The organism is Aerococcus viridans, assembly GCF_001543285.1.
Lineage (GTDB): Bacteria > Bacillota > Bacilli > Lactobacillales > Aerococcaceae > Aerococcus > Aerococcus viridans.
This window is the reverse complement of sequence record NZ_CP014164.1, coordinates 1,234,630-1,247,408: the sequence shown is the minus strand read 5'-3', so window position 1 is coordinate 1,247,408 and position 12,779 is coordinate 1,234,630. Positions and strand designations below refer to the sequence as shown.

Below are 12,779 nucleotides of genomic sequence, written 5' to 3'. Positions count from 1 at the left end.
ATAAAAGTACAGAAGCGCACACCTTACAAAAAGCGGATATCATTCCCACAGCCTATACAAAGAAAAAGACAAGTAAAGAGTGGTGTATGATTCGATGCACTGTATTTTATAAAAAATTGTAGACTTGCCTAATTAGAAACAATCTTTTTTATTAGAAAATAAAACATGAAAATATATTCTCTCTAAATGATCTTACAATATTCAGAGATGAATCCCATATTTAAATTCAAAAATAGAATAATTTGTAAGGAATTGATTCGAATCAACGTGCATTTCTTACAGATTGTATTGTTTTGTTCATTTTCCTTGTCACATCAATATGGTTATGCAGGGTGGTTTGTTATAATGAAATTGTAGAGGCAGGCAAATTTTACTAGAGTGTAATCTTGTATTCATGAAATAGTTAACCTTTTGTAAAGATACGACATTTAAGGCTTGCAATTTGATTTGTTATGATAAAATAGTTATAAGATAAACGGGAGGTAGGACCATGAAAAAAGTATATTCATTATTAGGTATTTCTTTATTAGCTTTATCTTTGGCGGCTTGTGACAATGTTGATTCTGCTTTGGGTATGTATTCAGATGAAACGTCATCAAGTGAAGAAAGTGCTTCTTCTTCAACATCGTCTGAGAGTGCTTCTTTAAATGTTGTAGAAGCTGACAGCTCTTCTTCAAGTGAAGCATCTGCTGATGCTGATTCAGAATCTTCAAGCGACGATACTGGAGCGTCAATTGATGAAACAACACAAACATCGGAAGAAGTTGTGGCGGATTCATCGGTAGCGAGTGAAGCTGCAACTGCACAAGCCATGACAACTGATGAGATTGAATCTTCTATCATTGCAGCAGAACCTGAAAAAACTGCACCATCCTCAGAAGTAGTACCATCTAGCGAAGTGGAAGATCAAGGGACTTATGCAAGTTCTAGTCAAGCAGAAGGTAACCAAGGCTCTTTCGACAATACACGTGCGCGTGACTTGTTGGCTGAAGCAGCGCCTTTAATTTCTGCTGATTCGCAAGGTGCATACCAATCTGACGAATATTTCTTCTTACCAACATTGGTGAATGAAGATTTAGCACAAGTAGATGTTTATCGTCAATCTCCTGATGGACAAGGACATACAAACCTGATTGCAACTTACCGTTATGATGCTTATTCAGGCACTTTGATGGTGATGGATGTTGTGAGTGGTACTTGGCAAAATACGGGACAATAGAATCGCTTAGTGCATACAAATAAATTTAAGGCTGGTGATTTTTAATTGGTGCTAAGGGTATATAGCATTCGATTTCAACCACCAGTTTTTATTTGCTTTAAATCAGGAAGAAAACTTGTTAAATAGCCCTAAATTAAGTAGTATTAAGAGTAAAGAATTGAGGTGGCAAGAGTGAAAGAAAAATTGAAAGATCGAATTATTCCAATGACCTTAGCCTCGGTTAATCAGGCAAATATTGCTGGTAGTGCTGCAGAAATGTCCTATTACTTTCTACTATCTCTGTTCCCGCTATTGATGATGATTGCCAACATTATACCGATGTTACCATTTGATCCAGATTCAGTTGTTGGATTACTTGAAACGTTATTACCTGACCAAGTGGAGCCTATAATTGTGCCTACATTGGAGTCTTACCTATCATCAGATACAACTGGTGCGCTTTCTGTTTCCTTCATATTGATTCTATGGTCTGGATCTACGGCTTTTGGAACCGTACAAAATATTTTAAACAGGACCTATGGCATTACAGATAAACCGAATTTTATTATTTCGCGCTTATTCTCCTTCGCCATTGCCTTCGTTTTAGTTATATTTGCTGTGGCATTAAGTGTCCTGTTCGTATTTGGACAAACACTTTTAGAAGCAGTAAACCAATTCATAGACGTGCCAATGCAATTGTTTGATATTTTTACCAGTGTAAAATGGCCAATTCTATTGCTTGTTTTGATTCTGGTATTTACTTTTATTTACCAATTTATTCCACATCACAAGTATCCGCTTAAGTTCGCGGTACCAGGAGCGGTTGTAGCGACACTGCTTTCAGCTGTTCTGTCGAGTGGATTTTCATTCTATGTGAATAATTTTGGTGGTTCATCAGTTTCAAACGGGACTATCGGGGTATTCATTGTATTAATGATCTACCTTTGGTTAACATCAATCGTGTTAATTGTAGGTGCCATGATTAACCATATTATCTACCGTTTAAACAATGTGGAAGAATTTATCGATTCAAGTCCAAACTACCATACAACAACCTCTGCGGGTTTCCCTTTTATGGATAAAAAGACAATCGCAATAGGTACATTAAAGCGTCAACCAGGAGATATCGTTATTTCGAATAATCCTGCACGACCACAAGGAAATAGAGATTAAAGGGGCGCATTATTTTGGAAAAACGTTCGTCAAATCGGCGATTAAAGAAGAAACCAACGAGTAGAGTCGATATCACTATCGTCATATGCGTCACGTTGTTAGCTTTGGTGAGTATCGTGACTATTTTTTCAACGACATATTTACAATATGATTCAGGGTCCTATTCCCAAACCATTATGCAAATAGCTTGGTTTGCGGTTGGGGCTGTAGCAGCAGCTATAGTGATGCAGCTTGACCGGAAAACCTTGTATCACTTTGCACCGGTAGCTTACGGGTTCGGGCTAGTTTTACTCGTATTAGTATTGATTTTCTATGACCGTGAATTAGCCGTGACCAATGGGGCGCATTCATGGATTACCATTGGACCGTTATCTCTTCAACCTTCAGAGTTAATGAAGGTTGCTTATATCATCATGATGGCTTATTTAGTTCAAGGCTACAATGATGAAGGCCGTCGTCTTGGTATTGAAGACATGGTCATGATGGAACGAGTTAAATTTGATGCGCGATTCTTATTAAAAATTACTTTATGGACTATCCCACCGGTTGCTTTAATCATTGCACAGAATGACTTGGGGACAACCTTGGTATTCTTAATGATGTTTATCGGTGTCATATTCGTGTCAGGAATCACCTGGTATATTATTTTACCTGCATTCCTATCATTTGCAGTTATCGCCTTAATATTGATTATCTTGGTAGTCTATCAACGGGATTTACTATATGCATTAGGCTTCCAAGACTACCAATTTGCCCGTATCGATTCATGGTTAAATCCATTCGGTAATTCGGCCAATGAATCTTACCAGTTAGCGCAAAGTTTGAAGGCAATAGGTTCGGGAGGCCTTCTTGGAAAAGGGCTTGGTCAATTCCAAGTTCACGTCCCAGTTCGAGAGTCGGATATGATTTTCTCTACTATCGGTGAAAACTTTGGTTTCCTAGGGTCAAGTTTTGTCGTCTTATTATACTTCATCTTAATATTCCAAATGATTTCAGTGGCCTTTAGAGCCCACGACGCCTTCTATGCGTCAATGGTTTCAGGGGTAGTCATGATGTTCACCTTCCATATCGTCGAAAATATTGGGATGTCTATCGGGCTTTTACCGCTGACAGGTATTCCATTACCGCTAATTTCGGCGGGTGGTACTGCCTTACTCACGAGTATGCTAAGTATTGGTTTAATATTGTCAATCAAATACAATGAGGGCTTGGATGATGAGCACTTAAGCAAGAATCCGGTTGTGAAAGCCATTCGCTGGGTCAACCGTTTAATCCCACAAAATTTGATTGATAAACTAACCTAATTTTTGAATAATTTTAGAGGTGAATTGCATGCATAAAGTTTATAGTAAAGAGGGCTTGTACCTTGAAGAGCAAGCTGACGGCACAGTTCGTATCGGCCTTTCTTCTTACGGTTCAGATGCAGTTGGTGAGGTTTCTTACTTCGCCTTCTTCAATGATCGTGAGTTAGTTGCGGGTGAGCCATTTTTCTCAGTTGAAGGGTCTAAAGCTGTCACAGACATGCTAGCACCAATCTCAGCAGATATTGTTTCGAAAAATGAATCATTAACGGACCAACCTGAATTGCTGAATGAAGATGACGAAAGCCTTAAATGGTTGGTTGTCACAAAAAGCAATCACGCAATCAAGTGGTCGGAATTCTTATCTGAAGATCAACCGATTGAAAACTAAATAAACAAAAAAGAACTGGACCTCTTAGCCAAACATGCGGCTTTAAAAGGTCCATTTTTTTTATTATACAATAGCTGCTAAATTGCTAGATCAATGAAAAGAAGTAGGCAATTTCTTCGATGGTATATTTCTTATTGTACGCTTCAAATTTAGCCAAGAAATTGATGACGGCAGAGGCCTTCAAATCATTGGCTAATTCATCATATTTACTAGGAATTTCCATTTGTCTCACATCGGTTGGGAAATTTACTTTAACAGACTTGGTCATTTTATGGACGAAGGAGGGGTCGCCATTTTCGCCTAAAAGGATGCTTGATCGGGTAGTATCTTTGGAAAATTTGTTCAGAATATAAAAAAGCACCTCGTATTTACTTGTTTGAGCGAACAACTCTTCAACTTGACCAATAGCCTCGTTTTTTAAATTATCGATAATTTCATTTTCGATTTCTTCAACCACGGCGTATTTATCATCAAAATAACGGTAGAAAGACGACCGGTTTAGATCAGCCTCTTTGACGATATCTTGAATAGTGATGCTGGTGAAGGGTTGGGCTTCCATTAATTTTAGAAGGGATGATTTGATGTTTTCGCGTGTTTGTAATGATTTATTGCTTATAGTCATTTATTCGTCCTTTGCCAATTTTTAGGGTAAAATATACTTATACTCATGCAATTTTATCATTCTTTTACCAAATAAGACACTTTGTCCTATTTTGTGCTAGCCATGAGAATGAATATACTATAAGCTATGAAAGCAGTAAAAATAAAAGGAGTCTTATGTAAATGCTTGAATTAAAAAACCTCAAGAAAACGTATGAAGTGGGCGATACGGTAACACATGCTTTAAATGATGTATCGTTAGCTTTTAGAAAACAAGAATTCGTTGCCATCTTAGGGCCTTCAGGTTCAGGGAAAACAACACTTTTAAATATGATTGGTGGTTTAGACCAGTATGACTCTGGTGATATGGTGATCAACGGCCAGTCAACTAAAAACTTTAAAGACATCGATTGGGACGCTTACCGGAATAATTCAATCGGGTTTGTTTTCCAGTCATATAATATTATCAGCCATTTAGATGTCTTATCTAACGTTGAATTAGGGATGACTTTATCTGGTGTGGCGAAAGAAGAGAAACGGGAAAAAGCGAAAAACGCTTTGATTCGTGTGGGCTTAGAGGACCATATGCACAAGCAACCCAACCAATTATCTGGTGGACAAATGCAACGTGTGGCGATTGCGCGTGCTTTAGCCAATGATCCGGATGTATTATTATGTGACGAGCCAACAGGTGCTTTGGATTCTGAAACTGGTCAACAAATTATGGGCTTGATCCAGGAATTAGCGACTGAAAAATTGGTGATCATGGTTACGCATGATGGGGAATTAGCTCACCAATACGCCAACCGTATCATTAATTTTAAAGATGGGGAAGTACTAAATGACTCAAATCCTTACGATAATGAGAACGCGGATGCAATTTTAGATATGCGCCGTACGGGTATGTCTTACCTAACCGCTTTAAACCTTTCCTTTAAAAATATCATGACCAAAAAAGGGCGGACCTTTATCACATCCTTCGCTTCAAGTATTGGGATTATTTCAATTGCGGTTGTCCTATCTCTATCAAACGGTTTCCAAAAGCAGATTGATTCAACCCAGGCGGAAACAAGTGCTCAATTCCCGGTAACCATATCACAAGTGGCACAAGATGCCTCTAATTTCACACTATCAACTGAAGAAGAAACGGAATACCCAGATGGCAATACCGTAATTGCCAACGAAGACCCAGCTTCAGCTCGTCAACATGAGAATGACATTACCACTGATTTAGTTGAGTACGTGAAAGACATCGACCCAGCCTTGACTGAGGCTTTAAACTATACTTATTCTGCCCAGTTGAACCTTTTACGCGATGTAGATGGGGAAGTTGAGCAAGTTGCCTTTTCTAATTACGCTCAAGATTCAGCTACCGGTGACATCCAAAGTTTCTATGCGACATCATCAGGTATAGGGGCTTCTACCTTCCCAGAGGCTACTTCTGGCGATGAGAATGCCTTTTTAACGGAAAACTACGACGTGCTTGCAGGAGAATTACCATCTGAAGAAACGGATATTGTTCTAGTAGTTGACGAATACAACAAGGTCAACTTAAATGCCTTGAATAATCTAGGATTCGACTATGAAAATGGCGACGAAATTACCTTTGAAGACATCGTCGGTATCCAAGTAGTGGTCGCTTCAAATGACGCTTACTATCAAGAATTACCAACTGGTCTATACATGCCAAACCAAGATTTAAATGCTGTTTACGATAACGAGAACAATCAGACATTACGCGTATCAGCTGTTATCCGGCCAAAAGAAGATGCCACTATGGCGATCTTAACTGAAGGGATCAACTATTCAAACGCTTTGACTGAAACAGTGATTGAAAATAATCAAAATTCAGCTATCGTTCAAGCACAAAATGATAGCGACAGTTCAGTTCTTACAGGCGAAAGTTTAGATGAAGCTGGTAAAGAACAAGTCTTAACTGCACTTGGCGCTAACGCAATCCCGTCATCTATCATGATTTACCCTAAAAACTTTGAAACGAAAGATAACGTTCTTGCTTATTTAGATGCATACAACGAAGGCAAATCTGAAGATGAGAAGATCCTTTATACAGATTTAGCGGGTACCATGACTGAATTAACTGGCGGTATTATGGACGCAACAACTTACGTGCTAGTTGCCTTTGCCGGTATCTCGTTAGTGACTTCAATGATTATGATTGGGATTATCACCTATACATCAGTTCTTGAACGTACTAAAGAAATCGGTGTTCTTAAAGCCTTAGGTGCTCGAAAAAAAGACATTACCCGTGTATTTGACTCTGAGACTTTAATCCTAGGTGTGCTTTCTGGCTTAATTGGTGTTGGAACTGCTTACTTATTGACATTCCCAATCAATATACTGATTGAATCCTTAACAGACCTTAAAAATGTAGCCATTTTAGACCCAGTACATGCAGTTGTATTATTGATCATTTCAACTGTTTTAACAGTTATTGGTGGTCATATTCCAGCACGGATGGCAGCGAAGAAAGACGCCGCTGAAGCCTTGCGCGCTGATTAATGCTGTTTGCTTAAACTTAAGTAATTGTTAGCTAAACTACGGTTACTATCTTACAAAAAAATAAATACATCACAAGAACCACCTAAAGTAGGGACGCAAAACCCGTCAAATTTAGGTGGTTTATTCTTAGGTAGGTTGGTTGATTGCCATTGGTGCAGGTATTATTGTCTTATTGGTGACAGAATTAGAAAAATATTTCCGTAAAAATAAAGCGAACAATTAACAAAAGTCATTTATAAAAAAAGAACTGCCGCTTTCTCTGAATTAGAGAGAGCAGGCAGTTCTTTTTTTGCAGCTTATCTTGCTGTTATATTCATTTACTTCTTTTATTGATTTTCTAGTTCAGCAGCATAGTCTTCATAGATTTGATTAGCGTCGATACCAAGTTGCCAAACTGGGGTGTAGATTGGGTTAATAGAAGCCGCGTATTCATCGGTTTCCGGCGTCATATAAGTATCAACAATGGTTTGTAAGTTAGGATCGTCTAGCTCATCTTCTCTCACTGCAATCGATAGGAAGTATTCTGGCGGTGTTTGTTCTGGATCTTCTAAAATGATGGCGTCATCAACGGTCATACCAGCGTCTACAAAGTAAGCCACAGCAGACACAGCCAAGTCTAAATCAGGTAAAGCACGTGGTAGCTGGGCAGCTGGCATATAGTTGAATTGAATATTTTTTGGATTCTCTACAATTTCATCTTCGGTAGGGATAGTGCTCGCGTCGTCAGCTAAGGTGATTACGCCATTAGCATCTAAGAAATTCATGATATAACCGATGCTAACAGCATCATCATTCATCCCTAATGCTGCATTGTCTGGAATATCTTCAAGCGAATCAATGGCATCATCACTAGAAAATAGGCCTAAACGAGAAACTAAGGTAAAGGCAATAGGACGAATTTCCTGGCCTTGCGTTTGTTCTTGGTTAAAGGTATACATGAAGGGGATATATTGGAAATTATTTAAATCAATATCGCCTTCAACTAAGGCTGTATTGGCAGTGGCGAAATCATTGAAAAGAACGACTTCAAGGTTAATATTCGTTTCGTTTTCTTCTAAACGGTCAGCAACATTTTGCCAAATGTCTTCCGCGATGGCGGACACTACACCGACTTTTAAGTTGACCACTTCGTCACTAGCACTTTCTATATCATTAGTTTCACTTGAGCTTGTTGTCTTGTCGCTTGCTGTACTACTTTCACTAGCTTCCCCAGAGCCAGCTGTTACACCACAGGCTACAAGGAAAGGTAGGATAAACAACCACAATAATTTTCTAAACTTCATAAAGAAAAAACGCCTCCTGATTTCTGTTATAGTTTGAATATAAATCTATTACATTCTAAACGAACTTACTAGAAAAAGAAAGCGTTTAATTTTATTAGAAATTGTGGAACCATTCAAATATTGGTAGCATATTGTCTTCAAGGTTATCTGTCATCATTTCCGGATGCCACTGTACCCCTAAAATATTATAGGTTGATTTGGACTTGTCCACTTCATAGGATTCAATGACCCCATCATTGGCCCAGGCTGTTGCCTTAAGTAGGGGTGATAGGTCTTCAATCACTTGGTGGTGATAGGTATTGATCAGCAGTGTTTTTGGATTATCAAACAGGTTGCTGATGATAGACCCTTTTTCCAATTTGATTGAGTGGTGTGGGAAGTGCATGCGACTCCAATTCTGAATGTGTTGAACAGCATTTGCTTGACCGATGGGGTATTCGCTCAAGTCTTGATAGACGGTACCATTCAACAAAATGTTAATTAACTGGAAACCGCGGCAAATAGCTAATATCGGGATATTCTTTTTGGTGGCAGCTTCAAATAGCGCCCGTTCCCAACGATCTCGTGGGGGATAGACACTTTGCAACCTAGGGGAAGGTTCACGACCATATAATAGCGGGGAAACGTCTTGACCACCAGTAAAAACTAAGCCATCCAGATTAGCAACATATTGTTCTGCCAAAGCTAAGTCTTCTTGTAATGGGATAATAATTGGCATATGGCCAGCCATAGTTAATGATTTACTATAACCATGCGGACTATAATCACGCATAAATTCATCCCAATCATGATCAAGTGCATTGTGGTTCCCAGTAACGCCTATAATGCGTTTATATGTGGATACTTTATTATTCATACTGTCACTCCAAACTTTGATTTCCAATCTATTATACCAACAAACACTGGGGTAGGGTCAACTTAGACTACTTTTTCAAGATGATAGCAAATAAGGATAACAATTGATAGCTAACCGATACCCCGAAAAGGAGCTCGATTCTTCGAATATTGCAATATTGAATGGTATATTAATTGCAATGAATTTAAGGAAGAAGGAAATGGATATCAGTATATCAGTGAATTTACCAAGTTTTACGATCGGGCCGGATGCCTATGACGATATTAAAAAATACGCAGGTTTTGCAGGAGAGAAAGTTGCCATCATAGGTGGACAAACTGCTTTAGAAAAGGCTTTACCAAGATTGAAACCAGCGATTCAAGCAGCTGGGTTAACCATTACCGCTATTGAATGGTATGGGGGCGAAGCTTCTTATTCAAACATCGACCACCTCGCAGCTTTAAACCAAGTTCAAGCAGCAGATATGATTTTTGCGGTCGGTGGCGGGCGTGCCATTGATACTGGTAAAACAGTTTCAGCTAAACTTGAAAAACCAGTGTTCACTTTCCCAACAATTGCCTCAAACTGTGCGCCAACTTCAGCCGTTTGCGTCTTATACAATGACGACCATGAATCAGCGGGTTCATACCGGTTACATGCACCAGCCGTCCATTCATTTTCCGACTCAACTATTATTGCTGAAGCACCTGAGCAATACATTTGGGCCGGGATCGGTGACGCAATTTCCAAAGAAATGGAAGTATCTTTTTCAGCTGAAGGACGAGAATTAGCCTACAATAATACCATTGGTGTTCATATTGTCCAGGGTGCTAACCAACGTGTCTTGAAAAATGGCTTAGCGGCACTTGAAGCTGCCAAAGCCCACCAAGAATCACCTGCTATCGACAATATTCTATTTGAGATTCTTGGGACGACTTCGTATACGTCAGTATTAGTAGATCACGATTATAACGGTCACTTTGCCCACTCATTCTACTACGGCGTAACTGTCTTACCTCAAGGAGAAAGACACTTGCACGGTGAAATCGTTTCTTACGGAGTATTAATTGTCCTACAGTTGGCTAAAAAATATGACGAATTAAAAGAAATTCGTGACTTCATGATTTCAGTGGGATTACCAACATCATTGAAAGCCTTAGAAATTGAAAGTGACGAAGATTTAAAAACAGTATTAGATAAGGCATTTACCTTAGACCATATTCAAACATCTCCATTTGAAATTAACCGTCAAATGGTTGAAGAAGCTATTCGAAAAGTTGAAAAATTAAACCATTCATTTGATGCATTATGATTTATATCATCGCGTGCGGGCTGTGGCGAAATGCTGCAGTCCTTTTTTTGGGATTTTTTCAGTCGGGGAAGGCTATCAAAATAACTTTTGCTGTGGGTCCATTAAACATGATAGAATGATAGCGACGAAGAAGCTTTATGCGTGTAGAGCCTTTTATATTTGGGGGAAAAGTGATATAATTGACTAATTGTAAAACAGTTTTTTTACAAAGTGCCCGGTTCTTACCAATAGGAATTTAATGTGTTTGCTTGGTGGTTTAAATTAAACAAGTAAACTAGCAAGGGATGTATAAATTCATGAATCGGCCTTCAATATATAAATCAAAATAAGAGGCAAGTTGGCATCTGACTAAGTTGATGATTTGTCTTATTTTTCGAGAGGAGAACACTTAATGGACTTAAAAAATCAAGTTGCCCAAGTCATTAAATCGAGCATTGAAACTGAATTGACTTTGGAACAAATTCAAAATCTATTAGAAGTACCAAAACATGAAGGACACGGGGATATCGCCTTCCCATGTTTTATTTTTGCTAAGGAATTGCGCAAAGCGCCTCAAGCCATTGCACAGGAAATTGCACCACAAATTGAGGGAGAAATTGTAGACCGTGTTGAAGCAGTTGGCCCATACATTAACTTCTTCTTAAATCAAACATTGGTGACACAAGCGATCCTAACTGAGATTTATGAAGCAGGTAACCACTTTGGTGAATTAGCCATTGGACACGGTGAAAATATCACCATCGATATGTCTAGTCCAAACATTGCGAAACCAATGTCAATGGGACACTTACGTTCAACTGTTATCGGGAATGCCATTGCCAACATCACAACAAAAGTTGGGTTCAATCCAGTACGTATCAATCACTTGGGTGACTGGGGGACACAATTCGGTAAGTTGATTGTTGGTTACAAAAAATGGGGTTCTGAAGAAGCTGTTCGTGAAAACCCAATTCAAGAATTGTTGAAATACTATGTACAATTCCATGAAGAAGCAGAAAATGATGAAAGTCTTGAAGACGAAGGACGTCTATGGTTTAAAAAATTAGAAGACGGCGATCCAGAAGCTTATGCATTATGGAAATGGTTTAAAGACGAATCATTAAAAGAATTCCAACGCATCTATGATATCCTTGGCATTGAATTTGATTCTTACAACGGGGAAGCATTCTACTCAGATAAAATGCCAGCTGTTATCGACGAATTAGATGACAAAGGCTTATTAAAAGTGGACCGCGGTGCAACAATCGTTGATTTAGAGGCTTATAACTTAAACCCAGCTTTAATTAAAAAATCTGATGGAGCGACTTTATATATCACACGTGATTTAGCAACAGCTATATACCGTAAAAATACTTATAACTTCGACCAATCACTTTATGTGGTAGGTAACGAACAAAGTAACCACTTCAAGCAATTAAAAGCTGTATTAGAGTTAATGGGTTATGACTGGGCTGCAGACATTAACCACATTCCATTTGGTTTAATTACTCAAGATGGTAAGAAGTTATCTACTCGTAAAGGGAATGTTGTATTGTTAGAAGACGTATTAAACGATGCCATTGACTTGGCCTTCAAACAAATTAACGAGAAAAACCCTGACTTAGAAAATAAAGAAGAAGTTGCCCACCAAGTTGGTGTTGGTGCTGTTATTTTCCATGACTTGAAAAATGACCGCTTAAATAGCTTCGATTTCAACTTAGAAGAAGTTGTACAATTTGAAGGGGAGACTGGCCCATATGTACAATATGCCAATGCTCGTGCTCACTCAATCTTGCGCAAAGGAAACTTTGAGCCGGCTAAGATCAGCGAAATGACAAACTTCAACCTAGATAGCGATGAAGCTTTCCAAGTATTGAAAGAATTGAACCGATACCCAGATATCGTAGCTAGTGCATATGAAAAATACGAACCATCTGTTGTGGCTAAATACTTATTAGCCTTATCTCAGCAATTCAACAAATACTATGCACATACACGTATCCTAACTGAAGATGATCAATTACAATCTCGTTTAGCATTAGTGTATGCCTTAACACAAGTGTTAGAATCTGGTTTAGCTATCCTTGGCGTACAAGCACCAAGCCAAATGTAATTTTTTTTGGGCGACAGGTTGTTAAAACCGATTTAAAACAAAATATGTTTTCAAAGAAGAAAGGTAGTCACTGC

10 protein-coding genes are annotated in these 12,779 nt (G+C 38.6%); 7 read left to right on the top strand and 3 right to left on the bottom strand.

What is annotated here, in order from left to right; all coding sequences use genetic code 11:
• Positions 1–490 precede the first annotated feature (490 nt).
• From AWM76_RS05955 to AWM76_RS05940, 4 genes are all read left to right on the top strand, one after another.
• The gene (locus AWM76_RS05955) at positions 491–1,219 is read left to right on the top strand and encodes a hypothetical protein (protein ID WP_004262308.1); all 729 of its coding nucleotides are present in this window, start codon (positions 491–493) and stop codon (positions 1,217–1,219) included.
• Between the two features lie 171 nt (positions 1,220–1,390).
• Entirely contained in the window at positions 1,391–2,371 is a 981-nt protein-coding gene (locus AWM76_RS05950; protein WP_039935423.1) for a YihY/virulence factor BrkB family protein, read from the top strand.
• Between the two features lie 14 nt (positions 2,372–2,385).
• On the top strand, positions 2,386–3,675 hold the full coding sequence (locus AWM76_RS05945) for an FtsW/RodA/SpoVE family cell cycle protein (RefSeq protein ID WP_039935421.1): 1,290 nt from the start codon (positions 2,386–2,388) through the stop codon (positions 3,673–3,675).
• A 28-nt stretch (positions 3,676–3,703) separates the two neighbouring features.
• A complete protein-coding gene (locus AWM76_RS05940) occupies positions 3,704–4,063 on the top strand; it encodes a glycine cleavage system H family protein (RefSeq protein WP_004262291.1) in 360 nt (119 codons plus the stop codon).
• An 85-nt stretch (positions 4,064–4,148) separates the two neighbouring features.
• Here AWM76_RS05940 and AWM76_RS05935 read toward each other — a convergent pair whose 3' ends face one another.
• Positions 4,149–4,685 carry a TetR/AcrR family transcriptional regulator gene (locus AWM76_RS05935; RefSeq protein ID WP_004262287.1) on the bottom strand — a complete coding sequence of 179 codons (537 nt, stop codon included), beginning with the start codon at positions 4,683–4,685 and terminating at the stop codon, positions 4,149–4,151.
• A 161-nt stretch (positions 4,686–4,846) separates the two neighbouring features.
• On the opposite strand from AWM76_RS05935, the gene AWM76_RS05930 reads away from it, so the two are divergent.
• Positions 4,847–7,183 (top strand): ABC transporter ATP-binding protein/permease, encoded by a 2,337-nt coding sequence (locus tag AWM76_RS05930; RefSeq protein ID WP_004262282.1) that lies wholly within the window; start codon positions 4,847–4,849, stop codon positions 7,181–7,183.
• Positions 7,184–7,509: 326 nt separating this feature from the next.
• Here the strand turns inward: AWM76_RS05930 and AWM76_RS05925 are convergent, their stop codons facing one another.
• Together AWM76_RS05925 and AWM76_RS05920 are read right to left on the bottom strand one after the other, a co-directional pair.
• Positions 7,510–8,466 carry a MetQ/NlpA family ABC transporter substrate-binding protein gene (locus AWM76_RS05925; protein ID WP_004262278.1) on the bottom strand — a complete coding sequence of 319 codons (957 nt, stop codon included), beginning with the start codon at positions 8,464–8,466 and terminating at the stop codon, positions 7,510–7,512.
• Between the two features lie 94 nt (positions 8,467–8,560).
• Positions 8,561–9,322, bottom strand: a complete 762-nt coding sequence (locus tag AWM76_RS05920; protein ID WP_003142339.1) for a gamma-glutamyl-gamma-aminobutyrate hydrolase family protein — start codon at positions 9,320–9,322, stop codon at positions 8,561–8,563.
• A 199-nt stretch (positions 9,323–9,521) separates the two neighbouring features.
• On the opposite strand from AWM76_RS05920, the gene AWM76_RS05915 reads away from it, so the two are divergent.
• Positions 9,522–10,613 (top strand): iron-containing alcohol dehydrogenase family protein, encoded by a 1,092-nt coding sequence (locus AWM76_RS05915; protein ID WP_157832730.1) that lies wholly within the window; start codon positions 9,522–9,524, stop codon positions 10,611–10,613.
• A 391-nt stretch (positions 10,614–11,004) separates the two neighbouring features.
• A complete protein-coding gene (gene argS, locus AWM76_RS05910) occupies positions 11,005–12,705 on the top strand; it encodes an arginine--tRNA ligase (RefSeq protein ID WP_003142334.1) in 1,701 nt (566 codons plus the stop codon).
• Positions 12,706–12,779: the final 74 nt, after the last annotated feature.

Coding starts and splice junctions, on each gene's coding strand:
- AWM76_RS05955 (WP_004262308.1), top strand. CDS start 491: ATGAAAAAAGTATATTCATTATTAGGTATTTCTTTATTAGCTTTATCT.
- AWM76_RS05940 (WP_004262291.1), top strand. CDS start 3,704: ATGCATAAAGTTTATAGTAAAGAGGGCTTGTACCTTGAAGAGCAAGCT.
- AWM76_RS05935 (WP_004262287.1), bottom strand. CDS start 4,685: ATGACTATAAGCAATAAATCATTACAAACACGCGAAAACATCAAATCA.
- AWM76_RS05930 (WP_004262282.1), top strand. CDS start 4,847: ATGCTTGAATTAAAAAACCTCAAGAAAACGTATGAAGTGGGCGATACG.
- AWM76_RS05925 (WP_004262278.1), bottom strand. CDS start 8,466: ATGAAGTTTAGAAAATTATTGTGGTTGTTTATCCTACCTTTCCTTGTA.
- AWM76_RS05920 (WP_003142339.1), bottom strand. CDS start 9,322: ATGAATAATAAAGTATCCACATATAAACGCATTATAGGCGTTACTGGG.
- AWM76_RS05915 (WP_157832730.1), top strand. CDS start 9,522: ATGGATATCAGTATATCAGTGAATTTACCAAGTTTTACGATCGGGCCG.
- argS (WP_003142334.1), top strand. CDS start 11,005: ATGGACTTAAAAAATCAAGTTGCCCAAGTCATTAAATCGAGCATTGAA.